Here is a 22,182-nt window from a genome sequence, read left to right as displayed (position 1 = left end):
CGCATGTGCTGCGTGCTTTCGCGGCTCTATAAAGAGTTAGGACGGCTTTGGCTAGGGATGGCCTGCCGCACTGGTTAAGGCCGATCACGGAGCCGGGTCCATTATAGAGGAAAGCGGCCTCTTCAAAAAGGTATGGCGCACCGGCTGTTTCGGCGCGCCATGGGCTGTTTGCCAAGCGGTTAACGCCGCCAGCGGCGGCCTTCGGTCGCGAGGCCGAAGCTTGCCGGCTTGCGGGCATAGGTCGCAAGGCCGGAAAGGGCGGCCAGCGGATGCGTCACCACATGCGTCGGGATCGTCTTCATCATTTCGGTATGCGGCGCCTTGTCCTCGAAAGCGGCGCGAAATTCCGGCTTCTGCAGCGCCGGCAGGATCTTCTGCGGGATGCCGCCGGAGAGATAGACGCCGCCGCGCGCCATGAAGATCATGGCGATATCGCCGGCGACACGACCCAGATAGGTGACGAAAAGCGTCAGCGTCTCTTCAGCCTGCGCATTGGTGCCGGCAAGCGCGTGGGTGGTGATGTCGGCCGGTTCCTTCAGGCTCGGCTCGATGCCGTCGACCTTGCAGATGGCGTGATAGAGGTTCTGCAGGCCGCGGCCGCAAATGACCTGCTCGGCTGAAATGCGGCCTTCGATGGGTTCCAGGTGCGGCCAGATCTGCAGGTCGCGTTCCGTGCGCGGCCCGAGGTCGATATGGCCGCCCTCGCCGGGCACCGGTATCCATTGATGCTGCGTGTGAACGAGGCCGGCAACGCCGAGCCCGGTGCCCGGTCCGAGAACGGCGCGCGAGGCGGTGGTGTTGCCGGAGGTTTCACCGATGGTTTCGCGATGCTCGTCGGCAACCTCGGCGATCGCCAGCGCCTGCGCCTCGAAATCGTTGATGACGAGCACGTCCTCGATGCCGAGATTGGCGATCATCGTCTTCGGGCGGATTACCCAGTCGCAATTGGTCAGCGGAATTTCGTCGCCCTGCACGGGGCCGGCCATGGCAAGGATGGCGGCGCGCGGCCGCACCTTGCTCTTCTCGAGGGTCAGCTTGATCGCGTCGTCGATCGTCTCGAAATTCGCGGTCTGCACGACCGGAAAATGCTCCTGTTCGGAGTCCGCATCGGCAATAATCGAGAAGCGCGCATTTGTGCCGCCGATATCGCCGATCAGGATTGGGAAAGGCAGGGGGGCATCGCTGTGATTGAGCTCGGGCATGGCCAGGTCCGTGGTCTGCCGCCGGCAAGGCGGACTAATGGTTCAGTGTTTTGATCAGCCGCTCGGCGGTGGATTCGTTGAGCGCCATCGGAATGTCGTAGACAACGGCAAGCCGCGTCAATGCCTTCACGTCGACGTCGTGCGGCAGGGGAGTGAGGGGATCGATGAAGAAGACGAGCATGTCGATCTCGCCGGTGGCGATCAGGGCGCCGATCTGCTGGTCGCCGCCAAGCGGCCCGCTTTTCAGCCGGGTGACTTTCAGATCCGGGCAGGCGTCAAGCACCCGGCCGCCCGTCGTGCCGGTTGCAACGATATGCCAGTCGGCAAGGGCTGCCTGATTGCGCCGCGCAAACTCCGCCATCGCATCTTTTTTCTGATCGTGCGCGATCAGCGCGATGCATTTGCTGCCGGCCATGAAATCCTTGCTCCACCCAACGCTTTCAATCGATTTATTCGCCTTCTATACCAAGGGCGCGCCTTTTGAAAGACTACCCCGACGGGGACAGTCCGGGCTTCACTGCTGCGGGATCTGGCCGGGTGGCGTATTGCCGGAAGCAGGCATCGCGTCCGTTTCCGCCGCCGAACCGCCACCCTTGACGCCAAAGGTGGCGGCGCGGGCGGAAGAGACCGACGGTGCAGCCAATACGGCCTGGCAGGTCTTCGGCAGATCGGAAACCATGACTTCGCGCGGCTTTACCGGAGGTTTCGTGCCGGGCTTCGGCTTCGCCCACGGCTCGGGGCCCAGCCACCAGGCGAGCGTCTTGTCGCAACCGTCGCCGGCGGCGACCGGGGCTTGCGGCGTGCAGCCGACCGAGCCGGCCGGGCAGCTAAGGCGGATATGGAAATGCGAGTCGTGCCCATATTCCGGCCGCAGCTTGCCGAGATTGGTGCGGTCTCCGGTCCATGTGTCGCACATCTTCTTCTTGATCGCCGGGTTGACGAAGATGCGCTCGACTTCCGGATAGCTGGCGGCGCGCATCAGCAGGCGCGCATGCGCCGGCGTCCAGACTTTGTCGTTGATCGTCAGGAACTTGTCTTTCGCCAGCATCGTGGTGAAGGGCAGGGCCTCGCGCTCCTCGGCCGTCATCCTGTGCCGCGGCATCGGCGTCAGCCAGACGTCGGCATCGAGGCCGATCTGGTGCGAGGCATGGCCGTTGAACATCGGGCCGCCACGCGGTTGCGAGATATCGCCGACGAGCAGGCCCGGCCAGCCGTCATTCCTGGCCGCATCGCGCGACAGGCGCTCCAGCAGGCCGATCATTTCGGGCCGGCCCCAGCGGCGATTGCGCGACAGGCGCATGGCCTGCCATGTCGGGCCATCGGCCGGCAGCGCGACGGCGCCTGCAAGGCAGCCCTTGGCGTAGAAGCCGATCGATTGCGGCGCTCCCTGCGTCGGCAGCGTCACCGCTCCGAAGACCGCCTTGGCGCTTCCGGGCGAGGGCGTGGCCTGCTGTGCCAGCGCATCGCCGGCGACAAGACCCATCCCTATCGTCGTGGCGAGGGACAATTTGCCGATCGTTCGAAAGGCGCGTGCCAGAAGTGAAGCCATGCATATCCTTGAAAGGCGGTCGGCACTATCCGAGATGATTTGGGCCGAAGTGATTTGCGGCGAGACTATCCTGAAAAAGGAAGGAAGTTAATCCGCGGCAATCACAGGTGGCCGACGAGCGACCGCCTTTCTTGGCATGGGCCGATGTCCCGGGCCGATCAGTTCGCCAGAATTTCCGCCGTCTTGCGGATGCGCGACAGCCGCGGCAGCACCTTCGCGCAGGCGAAATCCTGCATGTCCTGCGAGAAGGTCGTCACCGCGTCTTCCGCAACGATGACGGCATAATTTGCCGCATAGGCATCGCGCACGGTCGATTCGACGCCGAAATTGGTCGCGACGCCCGTCAGGATCAGCGTCTTGATGCCCCGGCGGCGAAGCTGCAGGTCCAGTTCCGTGCCGTAGAAGGCGCTCCACTGGCGCTTGACGATGGCGACATCCGGCGTCAGCGCTGCTATCTCCTCGGGCGCCGCGAGCGCTGCCGGCGGCAAACCTCCCGGGGGAAGCGTGAAGGTTTCGTCGATCGGCTGATTGACAGCGTCGGCATAGTCCGAGGAAAATCCGACCGTCACGAAAACGGTCGTTCCGCCATCGGCCTTCAGTCTGTTGGCGATGGCGACCGTGTTGGCAACGATCTGCTGGCCGGAGTGGGGCGCAAGCGGGCGGCTGAGAACGAAGCCTTGCAGGTCGATGGAAACGAGGGCGGTGGTCTTGGGATCGTAGAGTGGCATTTGGGGGCTCCGGGAGAAATATGAGGATATCCTCGCAATGAAAAATATGAGGGAATCCTCACAAAAATCAAGTGAAGAATTGAAGACGCGTGTTCCCAAGCGCCAGCGCGGCCATGATCGTGTCGCTGTTCTGCTGGAGGCGACAGCCAGGGTTCTTGCGCGCAAGGGCTACGACGCGGCAACGATGACCGAGATTGCGGTGGAGGCAAATTCCTCCATCGGCTCGCTTTACCAATTCTTTCCGACCAAGCCGCTGCTTGCCGAGGCGCTGCATGTCGATCGCCTGGAGCGGCTGAAGGCGGGGCTTCGGAACATGGCGGACCGCAGCGCCGGTCTCTCCGCAGCCGATAGCGGCGAAGCGATCTTCGATGCTCTCGGCGCCTTCATCGAGCAGTATCCGGAGTTTGTGGTGCTGGCCGGCCGCCGCGATATTCCCAGGGAGCGCAAGGCGCAGTCGCGCGCGGAATTGAAGGAGCTGATTGCGAGCGTTCTGCGGCAGGCGCAGCCGCCGATAACAGACGATATCGGCGTGATGTCCGGCATCGTGCTCGAACTGCTGCGCATCGCCGTCGTCGTCACCAACGATCCGGACGCCGCGGAAGACCGCCGCGTCGTCGGCGAGTTGCGCCTGATGCTGCGCAAGCGCCTGGAGGAGGCGACCGCAACACGCTGATTTCGGATGCCGGTCTTCGGCGTCTTTGTGAGAGGCTTAGCTATTGCGTCCTGCTTTTTGCCCTCATTTGCCTTATGCTGATTCTCAAGAAATCATCAGGAGATCATGAATGGCGTTGTCGCGGTTGAAAGCAGGCTTGGTCGTATCTCTTTTTTGCCTGCTGGCAATGCCGATATCCTCGAAGGCGGAGGAGCCGCAATTCCGCATCGGCACGGCCATTCTCGGCGATCTCAAATACCAGCCGGGCTTCAAGCATTTCGACTACGTCAATCCTGACGCGCCGAAGGGCGGCGATGTGAAGCTGTCTAGCAACGGCACGTTCGACACGCTCAACCCGATCCTGTTCAAGGGAAATCCGGTCGCAGGCATCGCCTCCCTCGGCTCCGGTCTGATCTTCGACAGCCTGTTGAAGTCGGCGGATGACGAGGTCTCCTCCTCTTACGGATTGCTTGCCGAGGGTGTTTCCTATCCGGACGATATCTCCAGCGCCACCTTTCGCCTGCGGCCCGAGGCCAAATGGGCCGACGGGCAGCCTGTGACGCCCGAGGATGTCGTCTTCAGCTTCGACAAGGCGAAGGAGCTCAACCCGCTCTTTACCAGCTATTACAGCCATGTGACGCGCGCCGAAAAGACCGGCGATCGCGACGTGACATTCTCTTTCGACGAAAAGAACAATCGAGAGCTGCCGTCGATTCTCGGTCAGTTCCCGATCGTGCCGAAGCATTGGTGGGAGGGCACGGGGCCGGACGGCAAGCCGCGCGATATCTCCCGCACCACGCTCGAGCCCGTCATGGGCTCGGGGCCCTACAAGATCGTTTCGGTCTCGCCCGGCTCCACCATCCGCTATGAATTGCGCGACGACTATTGGGCCAAGGACCTGCCCGTCAATGTCGGCGAGAACAACTTCAAGTCGATTTCCTATACCTATTTCGCCGACAACGATGTGGAGTTCGAGGCCTTTCGCGGCGGCACCATCGACTATTGGCAGGATAACGTCGCGAGCCGCTGGGTGACCGGCTATGATTTTCCGGCCGCCAAGGACGGGCGCATCAAGCGCGAGGAAGTGCCCAATCCGCTGCGCGCGGCTGGTGTCATGCAGGCCCTGGTGCCGAACATGCGCCGCGATCAGTTCAAGGACGAGCGCGTTCGCGAGGCGCTGAACTACGCCTTCGATTTCGAGGAACTCAATCGCACCATCGCCTTCAATCAATACAGCCGCATCAATAGCTACTTTTTTGGCACCAAGCTTGCGTCGTCCGGCCTGCCGCAGGGCGACGAGCTGAATGTCCTGAACGAGGTGAAGGACAAGGTCCCGGCCGGTGTCTTCACCGCGCCCTACACCAATCCCGCCGGAGGCGATCCGCAGAAAGCCCGCGACAATCTGCGCAAGGCGCTCGATCTGTTCAAGCAGGCGGGCTATGTCCTCAAGGGCAATCAGATGGTGAACGCCCAGACGGGCCAGCCTTTCGCCTTCGAAATCCTGCTCGGCAGCCCCTTCGTGGAAAAATGGGTGCTGCCCTACACGCAGAACCTGAAGAAGATCGGCATCAACGCCACCGTGCGCACGGTCGATTCATCGCAATATATCAATCGTATCCGCAGTTTCGACTATGACATGATCTGGACCGTCTGGGCCCAGTCGCTCAATCCCGGCAATGAGCAGATCGACTACTGGGGCTCCGCTTCGGCCAATCGCCAGGGCTCGCGCAACTACGGCGGCATCTCCGATCCCGGCATCGACGCCCTCATCAACAAGGTCATCTTCGCCAAGGACGTCACCGAAAAGGATGCGACCGCCAAGGCGCTCGACCGCGTCCTGCTGGCCCATCACTACGTGGTGCCGCTGTACTACACGACCAGCTTCCACATCGCCTATTGGAACAAGTTCGAGCATTCGGCTGAGCTGCCCAAATATTCGATCGGCTTTCCCGATGTATGGTGGTCGAAAAACGCCGGGAAATGAGCCTCTCTTGCAATGAAGGGCTTGCTGGCTCCAAATGCTCAGGCTGATTCGGATAGGTTCAAGCCGAAATGACTGCGCCGGCCTGTATCCGGCGGAAGGGACTATGATTTGATCGACGGATGGATTGAGGCGAGGCGGACTATACCCCATTTCGAGGGAGCGGCCGGCTGATGGGCGCTTATATCCTGCGACGCCTGCTGCTGATGATCCCGACCATCGTCGGCATCATGGCGATTTCCTTCACCATCGTCCAGTTTGCGCCCGGCGGCCCGGTCGAGCAGGTCATCGCGCAGCTGACGGGCCAGGGCGACAACGCCACCGGCCGCCTGTCGGGCGGCACCGACATGCTGGCCCAGCAGTCCCTCGACGACAGCAGCTCGAAATATCGCGGCGCGCAGGGGCTCGATCCCGAGCTGATCGCCAAGCTCGACAAGCAGTTCGGCTTCGACAAGCCGCCGCTCGAGCGCTTCGGCCGGATGATGTGGAACTATATCCGCTTCGATTTCGGCGAGAGCTTCTTCCGCAATACTTCGGTCATCGACCTCATAGCCGAGAAGCTGCCGGTGTCGATCTCGCTGGGGATCTGGATCCTGATCTTCTCCTATGCGATCTCGATCCCGCTCGGTATCCGCAAGGCCGTGCAGGACGGATCGACCTTCGATGTCTGGACGTCGGGCATCATCATCATCGGCTACGCCGTCCCGAGCTTCCTGTTCGGCATCATGCTGATCGTGCTGTTTGCCGGCGGCTCCTTTTTCGACTGGTTCCCGCTGCGCGGCCTCGTGTCGGACAATTTCGCTGATCTCAGCTGGTGGCAGAAGATCCTCGATTATCTCTGGCATCTGGTGCTGCCGCTGATTTCGCTGTCGCTCGCCGCCTTCGCCACCACGACGCTGCTGACGAAGAATTCCTTCATCGAAGAGATCAAGAAGCAGTATGTTATCACCGCCCGCGCCAAGGGCCTCAGCGAACGGCGCGTGCTCTATGGCCATGTCTTCCGCAACGCCATGCTCATCGTCATCGCCGGCTTCCCCGGCGCCTTCATCTCCGCCTTTTTCACCGGCTCGCTGCTGATCGAGAACATCTTCTCGCTGGATGGCCTCGGACGCCTCAGCTATCTCTCCGTCGTCCAGCGCGACTATCCCGTGGTGTTCGCAACGCTGTTCATCTTCTCGCTGCTTGGCCTCGTCGTCAGCCTCGTGTCCGACCTGATCTACACCTGGATCGATCCGCGCATCGACTTCGAGCGGAGGGACGTGTGATGGATACAACCAATCATGCCGCGCCCCCGCTCACGGTGAAGCCGCCGCGCAAGGGCCTGTTCTCGCCGACCAACGTGCGGCGCTGGGAGAATTTCAAGGCGAACCGCCGCGGCTACTGGTCGCTCTGGCTCTTCCTCGTTCTGTTCGTCCTCGCCCTCGGGGCCGAGTTCATCGCCAACGACCGGCCGATCCTCGTCTCCTACAAGGGCGAGATCCTGACGCCGATCTTCGTCGACTATCCGGAGGAGAAGTTCGGCGGCTTCCTGGCGCAGACGGACTATCGCGCCCAGGACATTCAGGACGAGATCAACGCCAATGGCTGGATGATCTGGCCGCCGATCCACTATTCCTATCAGACCGCCAATTCCAACCTTCCCCAGGGAATGTCGGCTCCGACCCCGCCTTTCTGGGCGATGAGCAGGGAACAACGCTGCTCGGGCTATGCCGGCGGCGTCGCCGACCCGAACTGCAACTGGAGCAATTTCAACTGGCTTGGCACCGACGACCAGGCGCGTGACGTGCTCGCCCGCCTGATCTACGGCTTCCGCATATCGGTGCTGTTCGGCCTCGTTCTCACCATCTGCTCGGCTGTCGTCGGCGTCTGCGCCGGCGCGGTGCAGGGTTATTTCGGCGGATGGACGGACCTGCTGATGCAGCGCTTCATCGAGATCTGGTCGTCGATGCCGGTGCTTTACATCCTGCTGATTATCGCCTCGGTGCTGCCGCCCGGCTTCTTCATCCTGCTCGGTATCCTGCTGCTGTTTTCCTGGGTGGGGCTCGTCGGTGTCGTGCGCGCCGAATTCCTGCGGGCGCGCAATTTCGAGTATGTCCGCGCCGCCAGGGCGCTTGGCGTCGACAACCGCACCATCATGTATCGCCATCTCCTGCCGAATGCGATGGTCGCGACGCTGACCTTCGTCCCCTTCATCCTGTCCGGTTCGATCACCACCCTGACCTCGCTCGACTTCCTCGGCTTCGGCATGCCGCCCGGCTCGCCGTCGCTGGGTGAGATGATCGCCCAGGGCAAATCCAACCTTCAGGCTCCCTGGCTCGGGCTCTCGGCCTTCTTCACCATGTCGATCATGCTGTCGCTGCTGATTTTCATCGGCGAGGCCGTGCGCGACGCCTTCGATCCGAGGAAGACGTTCCGATGAGCGAAAACTCAACTCCGCTGCTCTCCGTCCGCAATCTGTCGGTCGCCTTTCATCAGGGCGGAAAAACCTCGACTGCCGTCGACGGCGTTTCCTTCGATATAAGAAAGGGCGAGGTGCTGGCGCTGGTCGGCGAATCCGGCTCCGGCAAATCCGTTTCCGCGAATTCGATCCTGAAGCTGCTGCCCTATCCGGCCGCCAGCCACCCCTCCGGCGAGATCCTGTTCAAGGGCAAGGATCTGCTGAAGGCATCGGACAACGAGCTGCGCGCCGTGCGCGGCAACGACATCACCATGATCTTCCAGGAGCCGATGACCTCGCTCAATCCGCTCCATTCGATCGAAAGGCAGATCAGCGAAATCCTGGCCTTGCATCAGGGCATGACCGGCCATGCCGCCCGCAGCCGCACGCTGGAGCTTTTGAACCAGGTCGGCATCCGCGAACCGGAGAAGCGCCTCAAGGCCTACCCGCACGAGCTGTCCGGCGGCCAGCGCCAGCGCGTGATGATCGCCATGGCGCTCGCCAACCGTCCCGAACTGCTGATCGCCGACGAGCCGACGACGGCGCTCGACGTTACCGTGCAGGCGCAGATCCTCGAGCTGCTGCGCGAGCTCAAGGGTGCCCACGGCATGTCGATGCTGTTCATCACCCACGACCTCGGCATCGTCCGCAAGTTCGCCGACCGCGTCTGCGTGATGACCAAGGGCCGTATCGTCGAGACCGGCACGGCGGAAGACGTCTTCACCCGGCCGCAGCATGAGTATACCCGCCATCTGCTGGCAGCCGAGCCGCGCGGCGAGCCGCCGGTGAGCGACGCCGCCAAGCCTGTCGTCATGGAAGGCAGCGATATTCGCGTCTGGTTCCCGATCAAGGCGGGTTTCATGCGCAAGGTCGTCGATCACGTAAAGGCGGTCGATGGCATCGATCTGAAGCTCAGGGCCGGCCAGACGCTCGGCGTCGTCGGCGAATCCGGCTCCGGCAAGACGACGCTCGGCCTCGCGCTCGCCCGGCTCATTTCCTCCCGGGGACGCATCGCCTTCGTCGGCAAGGACATAGCCGGCTATTCGTTCCGGGAGATGCGGCCGCTGCGCAACCAGCTGCAGGTCGTCTTCCAGGATCCCTACGGTTCGCTCAGCCCGCGCATGTCGGTAGGCGAGATCATCGCCGAGGGGTTGAAGGTGCATGAGCGGTCGCTTTCGGCCGAGGAGCGTGACAAGCGCGTCTGCTGGGCGCTGGAGGAGGTCGGTCTCGATCCATCCACCCGCTGGCGTTTCCCGCATGAATTTTCCGGCGGCCAGCGCCAGCGCATCGCGATTGCCCGCGCCATGGTGCTGAAGCCGCGCTTCGTCATGCTGGACGAGCCGACCTCGGCGCTCGACATGAGCGTGCAGGCACAGGTGGTCGACCTTCTGCGTGATCTGCAGAAGAAGCACGACCTTGCCTATCTCTTCATCAGCCACGACCTGAGAGTGGTAAAAGCGCTTGCCAACGAGCTGATCGTCATGCGCTTCGGCAAGGTGGTGGAGCAGGGCGCCTCGGTCGATGTCTTCCGGGCTCCGAAAGAGGATTATACCAAGGCGCTTCTCGCCGCCGCATTCAACATCGAGGCAGTGCCGACTGCCGCCATCCAGCAATGAAGGCCATCGCCATGCCGGCCAAAAGCCCCGTTCTCGTCGATCTCAAATTCGATCCCGCGATCGTTGCCAAAGCGCTCGAAACGGCCTTTGCCGATCGCGGCAGCATCAATCTCGCCGACCCCACCAGCAAGAGCGCGGATCTCTCCCATGTGGATTATGCGCTGCTGTGGAAGCCGGATGCCGATCTGTTCCAGCGGGCGCGCAACCTCAAAGTCATCTTCTCGGGCGGTGCCGGCGTCGATTCCATGATGTCCGTTGCCGGCCTGCCGGACATTCCGATCGTCCGCTTCGTCGATCGCAGCCTCACGACGCGCATGAGCGAATGGGTCGTGATGCAGTGCCTGATGCATCTGCGCGACGTGCAGGGGCACATGCGCAACCAGCGCCAGCATGTATGGGCGCCGCAGCATGGTCCCGAGGCGGCCGACGTCACCATCGGCATCATGGGCCTCGGCGTTCTCGGCTGCGATGCCGCCGCCAAATTGAAGGTCATGGGCTTCAACGTCATCGGCTGGTCGCGCGGCAAGAAGCAGATCGACGGCATGGAAACCTTCGATGCCGGCGGGCTGGATGCGTTTCTGGCGCGCACCGATATCCTCGTCGGCCTGCTGCCGCTGACGCCGGAAACGACGGGCATTTACAACGCCTCGCTCTTTGCCAGGCTGCACCGCCAGAGTGCGCTCGGCAAGCCGGTCTTCATCAATGCCGGTCGCGGCAAGAGCCAGGTTCAGGCCGATATCGCCGCGGCGATCCGTACCGGCATTCTCGGCGGCGCCTCTCTCGATGTCTTCGCCATCGAGCCGCTCTCGGCGGACGATCCGCTCTGGACCCTGGAAAACGTCATCATCACGCCGCATGATTCCGCGGTGTCGGAGGAAAAGGCGCTCATGCGCCATGTCGAGGAGCAGATCGCGCGCTTCGAACGCGGCGAGCCGCTGCAGCATCTGGTGGATCGCAGCCGGGGTTACTAAGTCTGTATCGTCGGCAGCGACCGGGGTCTTTCGCCTCGGCTGTTGCCAGCGATACGCGACCCATTTACTCTGGTATCAATTTTCTTTCAGTGACTGGACTTTCGGTCAACATTTTTTGATAACAGAGCGCTATGCACGCATGCCGGCACGCTTGCTGGCGAGCAGCATGACGTGCGCAGGGCAGGAGACGGGGCAGGAACGACATGACCAAGACGGATATCGCCACCCGCGTCTATAACCATACCTGGAAGCTCGATCCGATCGTCCGCAGCCTGATCGATACGGATTTCTACAAGCTCCTGATGCTCCAGATGATCTGGAAGCTCTATCCTGATGTCGATGCCACCTTCTCCCTGATCAATCGCACCAAGAGCGTTCGCCTTGCCGAGGTGATCGACGAGAAGGAGTTGCGCGACCAGCTCGATCATGCCCGCACGCTCCGGCTCTCCAAGAAGGAGATGATCTGGCTTGCGGGTAACAGCTTCTACGGCCGCGCCCAGATCTTCGAGCCGGAATTCCTCGCCTGGCTGTCGAATTTCCAGCTGCCGGAATACGAGCTTTCGAAGCGTGACGGCCAGTATATTCTCGACTTCCATGGCTCGTGGAAGGAAACGACGATGTGGGAGATCCCCGCGCTCGCCATCATCAACGAGCTTCGCTCGCGCACGGCGCTGAAGGCGCTCGGTCCTTTCACGCTCGACGTGCTCTATGCGCGCGCCAAGGCGAAGATGTGGGAAAAGGTGGACCGGCTGCGGGAGCTGCCGGGCCTGCGCATCTCCGATTTCGGCACCCGCCGCCGCCATAGCTTCCTCTGGCAGCGCTGGTGCGTCGAGGCGTTGAAGGAAGGCGTGCCCCACGCTTTCACCGGCACAAGCAACGTGCTGCTCGCCATGGATTCCGATCTGGAGGCCGTCGGCACCAATGCGCATGAGCTGCCGATGGTCGCGGCGGCACTTGCCAGGAACGACGAAGAGCTCGGCAAGGCGCCTTATAAGGTGTTGCGCGACTGGAACCGCCTCTACGGCGGCAATCTTTTGGTCGTGCTGCCCGATGCCTTCGGCACCGCCTCCTTCCTGCGCAACGCGCCGGAATGGGTAGCCGACTGGACCGGCTTCAGGCCCGACAGCGCTCCGCCGATCGAAGGCGGCGAAAAGATCATCGACTGGTGGAAGAAGATGGGCCGCGACCCGCGCCAGAAGCTGTTGATCTTTTCCGATGGCCTCGATGTCGAGGCGATCATCGACACCTACAAGCATTTCGACGGCCGCGTGCGCATGAGCTTCGGCTGGGGCACCAACCTGACCAACGACTTCGCCGGCTGCGCGCCGACCGAACTCAAGGGCCTCAGCCCCATCTCCATCGTCTGCAAGGTGATCGAGGCCAACGGCCGCCCGGCCGTCAAGCTCTCGGACAATCCCCAGAAGGCGACGGGAGAGCCGGCGGAAGTCGAGCGCTATCTGAAGTTCTTCGGCGCGGAGGACCGTGTCGACCAGGAAGTGCTGGTTTAGAGCGGCTCCGCGTTTCATGGAATGGCGGAACCGCACTATCTCTCAGTTCTAAGCAATTCCGCGCTGAAAACCGCTCTACGCTTTTCCCGGAATTGCTCTAATGCCGGACGGTTGCTTCCATCCGGGCCACACGCCGGAACAGCGTCCAACGGCCGTTTTCCCAGCGATACTGATCCGGCGAAATAACATAGGCCACGTCGCTGAGATCGGCGCTGATCAGCTCCAGAAGCTGCAGGCCCTCGGTGTCGTTCTCATGCGTGAAGAACACCTTGTCGCGGGACAGGAACGCCGCGATCGGGGCAGCGCCGCCGGATTGCTCCTGCACCTGCGCCCAGAAGTTCGGCACGAAGGCGACGCTGGATTCGAACTGGCCGTCCACCTCGACATATTGAAACCGGCTGCGCCTGGCGATCTGAACGCCGGTCTTGGCGAGGAATTTCTGCAGGTTGGCCTGCGCCATCTCCGCCAACTCGCGGACATCTATACCCCAGTCTTCCAACGCCGAGGACATGACGTAGCTGACGGCGGTCTCGCCGTTGACGACGAAGAGCTTGATCAGGTTTTCGGCTTCGTCGAGATAGACGAATTGCGGCGGATCAGGCTCGTCTTTCGCGGCCTGTATCATCTGCTGCCGGGCCACGTCGACGAAATCGCGCGCCTTCAGGACCGGAAGAACCTTGGCGATCTCGCCGTTGTCGGCCATGGTTTCCGTCATGTTGAGATAGTTGAGCAGCGCCTGCGCGCGAGCCCGTCCCCGCTTTTCGCGCAAGGCCAGCAGCGCATTGTTCAGGAACTTCGTCATCGTGTCGCCGTTGCGGCTGTGCAGCGTCAGGCTGCCGGCGGCGGGGTCGTAGTCGACGCGGATCAGGTCGCCGAAGAACGGCAGCCGTTCCTGCAGATAGGCCGCAAAGCTTGCTTCGTCCCGCAGGGCTTCGTCAGGGATGTTGAGGTCGAGCGTCTTCGTTGCCGCCGTGTCCGCAGGCTCGGACGTAGGGGGCGTCTGTTCGCGGCGCGTGTCCGCCTGCTTGCCTTTGCCGAAGAGCCTTTTCAGGAAGTTGAACACGCGCATCCCCGAGTCCTGAACGGTATTGCTGCAGAACCTAGCGCGGCTGCCGTTCCGGGGCAATGCCGGCATGATGATGGGTTACCCCGTAAGTGCCTGCTTGCCCGCGCAAAAAACGCGTATAGTCTGCGGGAACGGGCCAGATGGCCCGATTGCGGGAAGGGCGGCGCATATGAGGAATGTCGGGGGTGGCAGGCTGTCGATCTGGACGCTGCTTTTGTGTCTTTTCGCATTGGCGACGCCGGTTGTGGCGCTCGCGCAGGCTGCGCCGCAACCGGCGGCTCCCCCTCCAGACAAGGTGCGCCAGCTGATCGAGCTGATGAACGAGCCTGACGTCAGGCAATGGCTTGGCGCGCAGCTCAACAATCAGCCGGTTGCCGCCGGCAATCCGGTCACGACCAACGGCGATCAGATGTCGGTTCTGTCGGGCATGCTCGGCCATACGCGGCGCCATCTCGAAGTGGTGTCCGGCGCGGCGATGACGCTGCCCTATGAGGTCATGACGGCATCGGAAAAGCTGGAAGGCGAGGGCAGGGCCGTTGGCCTGCTGCGCATCGTCATCCAGATCGTGATCCTCTTCTTCCTGGGGCTGGTGGCCGAGCTCACGGTTGCGCGTTTCATCAACACCAGGCACATGCAGCGCGCCGAAAGGGCCGCCGGCACCGAGACGGCGTTGCAGGCCGCACGGTTTCAGTTCCTGGGCGGCGTCGTGCCAGCCGTCATTCATGGTCTGGTGACACTCGTTCCGCTGCTTGCTTTCGATTGGCCGCCGGCCATCGAAAGCTTTGCGATTGCCTGCGTCATCGCATTGGTCTCCATCCGATTGGCGATTTCCATCGGCAAGCTGATGATGGAGCTGATCGCGATGCGCCGCGCCAACGATGTGCTGGACGAGGATGGAGGGACCGCCCGCATCGCGGAGCGGCGGCGCGTGGCAACCTACTGGTATCGGCGGTGCACGCTGTTTGCGGTCTATTTCGCCTGCGGCTGGGCTGTCATTCAGGCCGTGATTTCGCTCGGTTTTTCGGCGGGCGCGCAGGATCTCATCGGCTACGCCCTCGGCGTCGGCCTGTTCCTGATCGCCGTGACCGCCGTATGGTCGAGACCGCTCGCGCCGGAGAAGCGCGGAGCGAAGACGGTTTCCTGGCTGCTGACGATTTTCTTTGCGGCTCTCTGGTGCCTGTGGGTGGCCGGTTTCGATGGCCTCCTCTGGCTCGGCATCTATGCGATATTGCTGCCGCGCGTTCTCTCCGTGTCGACGCAGGCGATCGAGGCGCTGCACGATGCCGCCGACGGCATCTTCGGCGCCGGAAAACTGGCGACCGTTCTTCTCGATCGCGGTGTGCGGGCGCTGATCATCACATTCGCCGCGCTCTGGCTGGGCCGGATGCTGGGTGTCGAAGCGCATGCGATGATGAGCGGCAGCGAATCCATTGTCGGTCGGGTGGCGCGCGGCATTCTGGGCGGCATCGTCATCCTGCTGATCGCCGATCTCGTCTGGCAGCTGGCGAAAACCTACATCGACGGTAAGCTGATGCAGGCCCTGCCAGCCGTCAGCGACAGCGAGGACATGAGGGCGAGCCGCGCCCGGCTGCAGACGCTGCTGCCGATCTTCCGCAACATTCTGGCCGTCATCATCGGCATCATCGCGGTGATGATGGTGCTGTCGGGCCTCGGCGTCCAGATCGGGCCGCTGATCGCCGGTGCCGGCGTTGTCGGCGTTGCGGTCGGCTTCGGTGCGCAGACCATCGTCAAGGATGTCATCAGCGGTATCTTCTACCTCTGGGACGATGCTTTCCGCATCGGTGAATATATCGAAAGCGGCCACTACAAGGGCGTGGTGGAGTCCTTCAGCCTGCGCTCGGTGAAGCTGCGCCATCAGCGTGGCCCGCTGGCGACGATCCCCTTCGGTTCTCTCGGCGCGGTCAACAACATGAACCGCGACTGGGCCATCGACAAGATCATCGTCAAGGTCACCTATGACACCGATCTGGTGAAGCTGAAGCGGATCATCAAGGATATCGGCCAGCGCCTGCTCGAGGATGCCGATCTGGCCCCGAGCATCATTCAGACGCTGAAGATGAAGGGCGTCGAACAGTTCGGCGATTTCGCGGTCGAGATCAGACTTGCGATTACCGCCAAGCCCAATGAACTCTCGGTCATCCGCCGCAATGCGCTGGCGCTGATCAAGCAAGCCTTCGACGAAAACGGCATCCAGTTCGCCTTCCCGACGGTACAGGTGGCAAGCGACAAGGATGCTGCTGCAGCCGCTGCCCGGCAGCTCATCGAGATGCGTGCGGCTGCTCTGGATGGCGGGCAGCAGGCCGGCTAGCGGCGGAGCGAGGTCACTGCCTGGGCGCGGCCGTGCTGCCGCGCACGATCAGCGTGACGCCGATCGTCTCGCGTTCGCCCGGCACGGCGTCATCGAGAATGGCCCGCACGGCGCGTTGCGCGATCTCGGCGAAGGGCTGCGCCATGGTCGTCAGCCCCGGCTCCACCATGCCGCCCTCCGGCACGCCGTCGAAGCCGATGACCGAGATGTCGTGCGGAACCGAAAGGCCCCGCGCCCGCAGCCAGTTGATCGCCAGCAAAGCAATGTTGTCGGACATGGCGAGGAGCGCCGTCGGCGGTTCGGGCGCGGAGAACAGCAGTTCCAGGCCGGCCTCGACGCTGGCCTTGTCGTTGATCGTCTCATAGATCGGCACGTCCTGCCGGCGGATACCGAAGGCTTCGAGCGCCTGCCAGTAGCCGAGCGCACGGTCGCGCGACGTGGAGTAGATCGCCTGCCTGATCTCGTCGACGCCGACCGGCCCGACATGGTCGTGCGAAAGTTCGGTCGCGAGCACGGCAAAACGCCTGTGGCCCAGTTCCGCCAGATGTCGGGCGGCGGCGGCCGCGCCGCCGAGATTGTCGACGCTGATCGAAGCGATCGACGGGTCGTCGTCGTTCAGGGCCAGAGCGACGAAGGGCAATTGCCGCTCGCGCGTCAACTGCACAAGCTTTTCGCCGCCTTCGACGCAGAGAAGAATAAAACCGTCGACCAGCGCGCTCCTGATGTTCCAGTCCAGCTTTTGCCGGTCCTTGGCCGAAACCAGCGCCAGGCCGGTGCCGTTGGCGTCGCAGACCTGGGAAACGGCCGCCAGAAGCGCCCTGGCCCAGGGATCGTCGAAGAAATAGGCAAGCGGCTCGACTGCGGCGACGCCGATGGCGTTGACCTTTCCGGCCCGCAGCAAACGACCTGTCAAGCTTGGGCCGGCATAGCCGAGCCGCTTGGCCGTTTCGAGCACATGCTCGCGCACCTCTTCGCGCACCACGTCCGGCCGGCTGAAAACATTGGAGGCGGTTCCCTGCGATACGCCCGCCGCCCTGGCGACATCCGCGAGCCTGATGGTGCCCTTGGCCAATGCAATCTCCCTTTGTTTCGCCGGCAGACCCTAGCAATGAATTTGTATCGGTTCAATTCTGCTTGACAGAAGATTTTTGGAGCGTACGATTGAACCGATTCAATCAATGAATGCGAGTCGATATTGAATCGATTCAATAAAAGGGAAACCGATGCTGACCAACTATTTTTTCAAGGATCTCTATGATGATCGCTGGGGCAACCCCGCCAATCCGAATGCCGCCGATCCGCCCTCGCCGGAGGGCAACGGCGTCGGCGAGCAAGGCATTCTGGGCCGGCTGGCCGGCTTCCTGCGCCGACGGCGGAATCGTCCGTCTGCCTGGTCCTTCACGATCCCGAGCGAAATGCCCGAGGCGGACGGTGAAACCGATAGTCGCCGCTGCACCCGGAACGAAGACCCGAAGTTCCTCGCCGTCGCCAAGGCCCTGTCGCGGAATTGCTAATGCCGTCTCCGCGTCAGAAGTTTTCCTTGTAAGGCCGCAAATCCAGCTCCTGTGTCCAGGCCGAAGGATGCTGGCGATGAATGTGCCAGTAGCTCTCGGCGATGGCGTCTATATTCAGGAGCCCATCGGCATCGACATCCGGCCGGCGCGAGCGCAGCCGCTCCCCGTCGATGCCGCCGTCGATGATGGTGTGGGCGACGTGCAGGCCGAGCGGACCGAATTCGCGCGCCATGCTCTGGCTAATCATGCGAAGGCCCGCCTTGGCGGCGGCAAACTGCGCGAAGCCCGTCTTGCCGCGCAGGCTGGCGGAAGCGCCGGTGAAGATCACGGTGCCGCGGCCGAGCGGCGTCAGATGACGCGCCGCCTCCCGGCCGACGAGAAAGCCGCCGAAACAGCAGATGCGCCAGAATTCCTCGAATTGTGCGGCCGTCAGATCGCGAAAGCCGATCGGACGGTTTATGCCGGCGTTGAAGACGACGAAATCGGGCGCAGCAATGTCGTCTCGCGCCGTGAAGGCATGCTCGAAGAGCCGAATGACCGCAGCTTCATCCGTCGCGTCCGTTTCGACGGCTTCGGCGCTGCCGCCGGATGCCTTGATGCTCGCGGCGACCTGATCGATCTTCGCCGGCGTCCGGCCGGCAATGACGACATGATAGCCCTTGTCGGCGAGAAGGCGGCAGAGTGCGGCTCCCAGCCCCTGTTCCGCTCCCACTCCGACGATGATGGCGCTTGGCGTGCTCATTCGGCGGCCTCCCTGGCATCCAGCGTCGGATAGTCGGTATAACCCTCGGCGCCGCCGCCATAAAACGTGGGGCGATGATAGGGGTTGAGGGGCGCGCCGCTGCGGATGCGCTCCGGCAGGTCGGGATTGGCGATGAACAGCCGGCCGAAGGCGATGGCGTCGGCATGACCGGCGGCAACCGCCGCTTCGGCTGTGTCCGGCTGGAAATTGCCCGCGGCGATCAGCGTGCCCGACCAGGCGGGGCGGAACAGTTCCGCGGCGGACGGCACGTTCTTGTGGTCGACTTCGGCCTGGCCGGCGCCGCTTGCGCGCGGCTCGATCAGATGCAGATAGGCGAGATTGAGCCGGTCCAGCTCGCGAATGACATGGCCGTAGAGACGCAATGGATCATCCTCGCCACTGTCGTTGGCGATGCCGAATGGCGACAGGCGAACGCCGACGCGATCCGAACCCCAGACATCGGAAACCGCCTCGACGACCTCGAGCAGCAGCCGCGTGCGGTTCTCGATCGAGCCGCCATACTGGTCGGTGCGCTGGTTCGTGCGCGCCTGCAGGAACTGCTCGATCAGATAGCCGTTGGCACCGTGGATTTCGACGCCGTCGAAGCCAGCCTGCTTCGCATTGGCGGCCGCCTGCGCATAGACCTCGATCAAGAGCGGCATCAGGTCGATATCGATCGCCTGCGGCGTCTCGAAGGGAACGCGCTCGAAGGAGGCGGTGAAGGCTTGTCCCTTGGCGGCGATGGCGGAAGGGGCAATCGGCAGAGCGCCGCCCGGCTGGTGAGACGAATGGGAAATGCGGCCGACATGCCAGAGCTGCAGGAAAATCCTGCCGCCCTTGCCATGAACGGCATCCGTCACGACCTTCCAGCCGGCGATTTGCTCCACTGTATGGATGCCCGGCGTTGCCGGCATGCCCTGTCCTGCGCGGGAAATCTGCGAGCCCTCGGAAATAATCAGGCCGCCCTTGCTTGCGCGCTGGGCATAATATTCGGCATTCAGTGCGGAGGGCACGTTGCCCGGCTGGCTCGCCCGCATGCGGGTCAGCGGCGCCATGACGATGCGATGTTCAAGCTCGTAGGGGCCGATGGTGAGCGGCGAAAATAAGGTGTTTGTCATAAAATTCTCCTGCCTGGAGCCAAGATTGCTCCCCGGGGCGGAAGGGCCTGTCAGCGGCGATTCGGTCTCGGGAGTTCGAATAAGATGATGTTCATCATTTATTCGAACAATCGGACGTGCGCAACTGAATCTGACGTCAGGCCGGAATCCTCGCAAGAAAGTCGAGCAAGCTGGCGTTGAACTGCGCCGGCCGCTGCAGCGGCGCGAAATGGCTGACGCCGGGCAGAAGGATCAGCTCCGCGCCGGGAATGTGCCGCACGAGATGATCGGCATGTTCGCGCTTGATGAACTCGTCATGCTCGCTGTGCACGATGGCGACGGGCACATGGATATCGGCGAGATCGGCGATCGTATAGTTCGGCTCCGTCCGCTGCATCAGGCCGACGGCCTCGACGAAGGCGTCGAACCTGTCGGGCGTGGCGGAGAGGGCGGCATAATCCTTCGTGTGGCGGGAGAAGCAGCGCTCGATGACGGGCGTCGCCACGAATTCCTTGGTGCCGCTCGGGTCCATGTTGCAGGCAAAGAAGAAAACGCCGGACACGCGCTCCGGATGGGTTCTTCCAAGGATCATGCCCGTGCAGGCGCCATCGCTCCATCCGGCAATGGCTGCCTTTTTAATCTTCAGCCTGTCCATGACGGCGAGAACGTCGGATGCCATCAGTTCGTAGGCGTATGGCCGCTCGTCGCGTGTGCTGCGGCCATGACCGCGGCTGTCGATGACGATGACCTGATGGCCGGCGTCGATCAGGGCCGGCACCTGATAGCCCCAATTGCCGCTGTTTCCGAGCCCGCCATGCAGGAGGATCACCGGAGCGCCGCTGCCATGGGACGCATACCAGATGCGGGCGCCATCGTGATCGACATGGCCCTCCGTCTCGGCTTGCGGCAGGGATGCGGCACCCTCGGCTTCGAAGCGATGAAGCTCGTCGTCGCGAAAATCCATATCCACCTCCCATTGTGCTGCCTCCACCCGACAGCCATCGGACGAGACTATTCGATCCGGCCCCGTTTTTCCAACGGGGTCGCGATCATGCCGTTGCAAGATGCTCGAAGAGATCCCGGGCCGGTGACGGCAGGTCATCGAGGGAGCGCGTGCAGATCGAAAGCCGGCGCGTGGCCCAGCTGTCGGTGAGGCGCAGCGCCGCGATCTTTGCCGACCGGCCGCAGCGACGCGCCGCGGTTTCGGGCACGATGCCGAGGCCGACGCCATGGCCTGCCATGTCGCAGATGCTCTCGAATGTCCGCATCCGCACCCGCATCTTCAATCGGGCGCCGAGGCGGGCGGCCCGCGCGTCGATGTGGTCCTGTAGCGCCCCGCCGGCGAGCCCGATGAAATGCTCGTGCAGGATATCTGCGAAAGCGATCTGCTTCGTTGCGGCAAGCGCATGATCGCGAGACATGACCACCACCAGCCGGTCGATCGCGAAGGGCCGCAATATCAGGCCAGAGGTATCGACGGCGTCGGACAGGATGCCGATGTCGGCGTGCCCGGCTGAAACGGACCGCGCGATTTCGATGCTCTGCCGCTCCTTGAGGTCGATATCGGTTCGCGGATGCCGGCTCATCCAGTCCGCAAGCCGTGACGGCAGGTATTCGGCGATTGCGGCGGTATTGGCCGCAAGCCGGATGGTTGCCCGCAGGCCGCTCGCATGCTCGCCGAGTTCGCCGCGCATCTGCGCCAGCTGCCGCTGTATCAGTCGCGCGTGGTGTGCCAATGCCTCTCCGGCCGGTGTCTGGCGGATGCCGCGTCGCCCGCGTTCCAGAAGCTTTACGCCGCCATTGGCCTCCATGTCGCGCAGCCGCTCGCTGGCGGCCGGCAGCGAAAGCCCGACATCGGCGGCGCCATGGGTAATGCTGCCGGCATCGACGACGGCGAGGAAAAGGCGAAGGTCGGTCAGATCGAAGCGCATGGATCGGAGATTATCGCATGTTCAGCCTTCGGGATAGCCGAAGGCTGCCTTCGCGTCATCCGCATTGTCCATGGCCCTGTATTTGCTAGGGAAGGGATATGATGGATCATTCGATATCGCTTCTCGCCGCCATTTCCGCCACCTTCTTTGTCGCCGGCATGGTCAAGGGCGTCACCGGCATGGGGCTGCCGACCGTGGCGATGGGGGTCTTGAGCACCCTGATTTCGCCGCTTACGGCGGCCAGCCTGCTGATCGTGCCGTCCTTCGTCACCAATGTCTGGCAGCTTCTGGCGGGCCCGAGCTTCCGCGCGCTCGTGCGACGGTTTTCCCTGCTGGCGTTTGCCGTCGTCGTCGGAACCTTTGCCGGCTCATATCTTCTGGCGGCTGGCGATACGCGGCTGACAACGGGAGCGCTGGGCGGGGCGCTCATCCTCTATGCCGGCCATGCCTTGCTTGCCCGCCAGCTTCATGTGCCTTCGACGCTGGAGCCGCTGCTATCGCCGGTCGTCGGTTTGATCACCGGCCTGCTGACCGGCGCGACCGGCGTCTTTGTCGTTCCCGCCGTGCCCTATCTGCAGGCGCTGAGGCTGGAGAAGGAAGAGCTGGTTCAGGCGCTCGGCCTTTCCTTCACCGTTTCCACCGTGGCGCTGGCCGGCGCGCTCGCCTGGCATGGCGCCTTCCGCATCGACAATCTTGCGCTGTCTGCGCTGGCGATCGTGCCGGCGCTCGCCGGGATGTGGGCCGGCCAGATCATCCGCAACCGCGTCAGCCCGGCAACGTTCCGCCGCTGGTTTCTGCTGTGCCTTCTGTTGCTTGGCGCCGAGATGGTCGTCAAAGCCGCTTTCTGAGGCAATCCCGC

General features: G+C 63.0%; 20 protein-coding genes. 10 read left to right on the top strand and 10 right to left on the bottom strand.

All coding sequences use genetic code 11. The annotated features are described in order from the left end of the window. Window positions 1-179: 179 nt before the first annotated feature. The 4 genes from GR212_RS03825 to GR212_RS03810 all read right to left on the bottom strand — a co-directional run bounded on the left by GR212_RS03825 (window position 180) and on the right by GR212_RS03810 (window position 3,479). On the bottom strand, window positions 180-1,202 hold the full coding sequence (locus GR212_RS03825; RefSeq protein ID WP_163985104.1) for a glucokinase: 1,023 nt from the start codon (window positions 1,200-1,202) through the stop codon (window positions 180-182). Window positions 1,203-1,236: 34 nt separating this feature from the next. Further along, window positions 1,237-1,617, bottom strand: coding sequence for a methylglyoxal synthase (locus tag GR212_RS03820; RefSeq protein ID WP_163985103.1), 381 nt, complete (start codon window positions 1,615-1,617; stop codon window positions 1,237-1,239). Window positions 1,618-1,716: 99 nt separating this feature from the next. Then, complete coding sequence (mepA, locus tag GR212_RS03815; RefSeq protein ID WP_163985102.1) at window positions 1,717-2,751, bottom strand: penicillin-insensitive murein endopeptidase; 1,035 nt, start codon at window positions 2,749-2,751, stop codon at window positions 1,717-1,719. Between the two features lie 158 nt (window positions 2,752-2,909). Next, the gene (locus tag GR212_RS03810; RefSeq protein ID WP_163985101.1) at window positions 2,910-3,479 is read right to left on the bottom strand and encodes an isochorismatase family protein; all 570 of its coding nucleotides are present in this window, start codon (window positions 3,477-3,479) and stop codon (window positions 2,910-2,912) included. Window positions 3,480-3,516: 37 nt separating this feature from the next. Here GR212_RS03810 and GR212_RS03805 point away from each other — a divergent pair, with 37 nt between their 5' ends. The 7 genes from GR212_RS03805 to pncB all read left to right on the top strand — a co-directional run bounded on the left by GR212_RS03805 (window position 3,517) and on the right by pncB (window position 12,644). After that, window positions 3,517-4,152, top strand: coding sequence for a TetR/AcrR family transcriptional regulator (locus tag GR212_RS03805; protein ID WP_163985100.1), 636 nt, complete (start codon window positions 3,517-3,519; stop codon window positions 4,150-4,152). Window positions 4,153-4,261: 109 nt separating this feature from the next. Beyond that, window positions 4,262-6,115 carry an extracellular solute-binding protein gene (locus tag GR212_RS03800; RefSeq protein WP_163985099.1) on the top strand — a complete coding sequence of 618 codons (1,854 nt, stop codon included), beginning with the start codon at window positions 4,262-4,264 and terminating at the stop codon, window positions 6,113-6,115. 170 nt (window positions 6,116-6,285) lie between these two features. Then, the gene (locus tag GR212_RS03795) at window positions 6,286-7,377 is read left to right on the top strand and encodes a microcin C ABC transporter permease YejB (RefSeq protein ID WP_163985098.1); all 1,092 of its coding nucleotides are present in this window, start codon (window positions 6,286-6,288) and stop codon (window positions 7,375-7,377) included. Then, window positions 7,377-8,531, top strand: coding sequence for an ABC transporter permease (locus tag GR212_RS03790; RefSeq protein ID WP_163985097.1), 1,155 nt, complete (start codon window positions 7,377-7,379; stop codon window positions 8,529-8,531). Before GR212_RS03795 ends, GR212_RS03790 begins: the two co-directional genes overlap by 1 nt. Then, window positions 8,528-10,165 (top strand): ABC transporter ATP-binding protein, encoded by a 1,638-nt coding sequence (locus tag GR212_RS03785; RefSeq protein ID WP_163985096.1) that lies wholly within the window; start codon window positions 8,528-8,530, stop codon window positions 10,163-10,165. The genes GR212_RS03790 and GR212_RS03785 overlap by 4 nt, the downstream gene beginning before the upstream one ends. A gap of 11 nt (window positions 10,166-10,176) precedes the next feature. After that, window positions 10,177-11,136 carry a 2-hydroxyacid dehydrogenase gene (locus GR212_RS03780; RefSeq protein WP_163985095.1) on the top strand — a complete coding sequence of 320 codons (960 nt, stop codon included), beginning with the start codon at window positions 10,177-10,179 and terminating at the stop codon, window positions 11,134-11,136. A gap of 203 nt (window positions 11,137-11,339) precedes the next feature. Then, window positions 11,340-12,644, top strand: a complete 1,305-nt coding sequence (gene pncB, locus GR212_RS03775) for a nicotinate phosphoribosyltransferase (RefSeq protein WP_163985094.1) — start codon at window positions 11,340-11,342, stop codon at window positions 12,642-12,644. Between the two features lie 97 nt (window positions 12,645-12,741). On the opposite strand, the gene GR212_RS03770 is transcribed toward pncB, so the two are convergent. Beyond that, a complete protein-coding gene (locus GR212_RS03770; RefSeq protein ID WP_204326232.1) occupies window positions 12,742-13,713 on the bottom strand; it encodes a hypothetical protein in 972 nt (323 codons plus the stop codon). Window positions 13,714-13,879: 166 nt separating this feature from the next. On the opposite strand from GR212_RS03770, the gene GR212_RS03765 reads away from it, so the two are divergent. Then, window positions 13,880-16,039: a mechanosensitive ion channel family protein gene (locus GR212_RS03765; RefSeq protein WP_163985093.1), complete on the top strand. Its 2,160-nt coding sequence runs from the start codon at window positions 13,880-13,882 to the stop codon at window positions 16,037-16,039. A gap of 13 nt (window positions 16,040-16,052) precedes the next feature. Here GR212_RS03765 and GR212_RS03760 read toward each other — a convergent pair whose 3' ends face one another. Beyond that, the gene (locus tag GR212_RS03760) at window positions 16,053-17,111 is read right to left on the bottom strand and encodes a LacI family DNA-binding transcriptional regulator (RefSeq protein WP_163985092.1); all 1,059 of its coding nucleotides are present in this window, start codon (window positions 17,109-17,111) and stop codon (window positions 16,053-16,055) included. A 151-nt stretch (window positions 17,112-17,262) separates the two neighbouring features. Between GR212_RS03760 and GR212_RS03755 the strand changes: the two genes are divergently transcribed. Further along, window positions 17,263-17,553 (top strand): hypothetical protein, encoded by a 291-nt coding sequence (locus tag GR212_RS03755; RefSeq protein ID WP_163985091.1) that lies wholly within the window; start codon window positions 17,263-17,265, stop codon window positions 17,551-17,553. A gap of 13 nt (window positions 17,554-17,566) precedes the next feature. Here GR212_RS03755 and GR212_RS03750 read toward each other — a convergent pair whose 3' ends face one another. The 4 genes from GR212_RS03750 to GR212_RS03735 all read right to left on the bottom strand — a co-directional run bounded on the left by GR212_RS03750 (window position 17,567) and on the right by GR212_RS03735 (window position 21,323). Next, complete coding sequence (locus GR212_RS03750; protein WP_163985090.1) at window positions 17,567-18,295, bottom strand: SDR family NAD(P)-dependent oxidoreductase; 729 nt, start codon at window positions 18,293-18,295, stop codon at window positions 17,567-17,569. Then, window positions 18,292-19,413 (bottom strand): alkene reductase, encoded by a 1,122-nt coding sequence (locus GR212_RS03745; RefSeq protein ID WP_163985089.1) that lies wholly within the window; start codon window positions 19,411-19,413, stop codon window positions 18,292-18,294. Before GR212_RS03745 ends, GR212_RS03750 begins: the two co-directional genes overlap by 4 nt. 136 nt (window positions 19,414-19,549) lie before the next feature. Next, window positions 19,550-20,356, bottom strand: a complete 807-nt coding sequence (locus GR212_RS03740) for an alpha/beta fold hydrolase (RefSeq protein ID WP_163985088.1) — start codon at window positions 20,354-20,356, stop codon at window positions 19,550-19,552. A gap of 85 nt (window positions 20,357-20,441) precedes the next feature. Next, complete coding sequence (locus GR212_RS03735; RefSeq protein WP_163985087.1) at window positions 20,442-21,323, bottom strand: LysR family transcriptional regulator; 882 nt, start codon at window positions 21,321-21,323, stop codon at window positions 20,442-20,444. Window positions 21,324-21,421: 98 nt separating this feature from the next. On the opposite strand from GR212_RS03735, the gene GR212_RS03730 reads away from it, so the two are divergent. Next, window positions 21,422-22,171 (top strand): sulfite exporter TauE/SafE family protein, encoded by a 750-nt coding sequence (locus GR212_RS03730; protein WP_163985086.1) that lies wholly within the window; start codon window positions 21,422-21,424, stop codon window positions 22,169-22,171. Window positions 22,172-22,182: the final 11 nt, after the last annotated feature.

The sequence above is a fragment of the Martinezella lusitana genome (genome assembly GCF_010668395.1).
GTDB lineage: Bacteria > Pseudomonadota > Alphaproteobacteria > Rhizobiales > Rhizobiaceae > Rhizobium > Rhizobium lusitanum_A.
Note: the sequence above shows the minus strand (reverse complement) of the source record. Positions and strands in the feature narration are given on the sequence as shown.

Bases quoted from the DNA above. Each gene is read 5' to 3' on its own strand.
- GR212_RS03825 (WP_163985104.1), bottom strand. From the start codon at position 1,202: ATGCCCGAGCTCAATCACAGCGATGCCCCCCTGCCTTTCCCAATCCTG.
- GR212_RS03820 (WP_163985103.1), bottom strand. From the start codon at position 1,617: ATGGCCGGCAGCAAATGCATCGCGCTGATCGCGCACGATCAGAAAAAA.
- mepA (WP_163985102.1), bottom strand. From the start codon at position 2,751: ATGGCTTCACTTCTGGCACGCGCCTTTCGAACGATCGGCAAATTGTCC.
- GR212_RS03810 (WP_163985101.1), bottom strand. From the start codon at position 3,479: ATGCCACTCTACGATCCCAAGACCACCGCCCTCGTTTCCATCGACCTG.
- GR212_RS03805 (WP_163985100.1), top strand. From the start codon at position 3,517: ATGAAAAATATGAGGGAATCCTCACAAAAATCAAGTGAAGAATTGAAG.
- GR212_RS03800 (WP_163985099.1), top strand. From the start codon at position 4,262: ATGGCGTTGTCGCGGTTGAAAGCAGGCTTGGTCGTATCTCTTTTTTGC.
- GR212_RS03795 (WP_163985098.1), top strand. From the start codon at position 6,286: ATGGGCGCTTATATCCTGCGACGCCTGCTGCTGATGATCCCGACCATC.
- GR212_RS03790 (WP_163985097.1), top strand. From the start codon at position 7,377: ATGGATACAACCAATCATGCCGCGCCCCCGCTCACGGTGAAGCCGCCG.
- GR212_RS03785 (WP_163985096.1), top strand. From the start codon at position 8,528: ATGAGCGAAAACTCAACTCCGCTGCTCTCCGTCCGCAATCTGTCGGTC.
- GR212_RS03780 (WP_163985095.1), top strand. From the start codon at position 10,177: ATGCCGGCCAAAAGCCCCGTTCTCGTCGATCTCAAATTCGATCCCGCG.
- pncB (WP_163985094.1), top strand. From the start codon at position 11,340: ATGACCAAGACGGATATCGCCACCCGCGTCTATAACCATACCTGGAAG.
- GR212_RS03770 (WP_204326232.1), bottom strand. From the start codon at position 13,713: ATGCGCGTGTTCAACTTCCTGAAAAGGCTCTTCGGCAAAGGCAAGCAG.
- GR212_RS03765 (WP_163985093.1), top strand. From the start codon at position 13,880: ATGAGGAATGTCGGGGGTGGCAGGCTGTCGATCTGGACGCTGCTTTTG.
- GR212_RS03755 (WP_163985091.1), top strand. From the start codon at position 17,263: ATGCTGACCAACTATTTTTTCAAGGATCTCTATGATGATCGCTGGGGC.
- GR212_RS03750 (WP_163985090.1), bottom strand. From the start codon at position 18,295: ATGAGCACGCCAAGCGCCATCATCGTCGGAGTGGGAGCGGAACAGGGG.
- GR212_RS03745 (WP_163985089.1), bottom strand. From the start codon at position 19,413: ATGACAAACACCTTATTTTCGCCGCTCACCATCGGCCCCTACGAGCTT.
- GR212_RS03740 (WP_163985088.1), bottom strand. From the start codon at position 20,356: ATGGATTTTCGCGACGACGAGCTTCATCGCTTCGAAGCCGAGGGTGCC.
- GR212_RS03735 (WP_163985087.1), bottom strand. From the start codon at position 21,323: ATGCGCTTCGATCTGACCGACCTTCGCCTTTTCCTCGCCGTCGTCGAT.
- GR212_RS03730 (WP_163985086.1), top strand. From the start codon at position 21,422: ATGATGGATCATTCGATATCGCTTCTCGCCGCCATTTCCGCCACCTTC.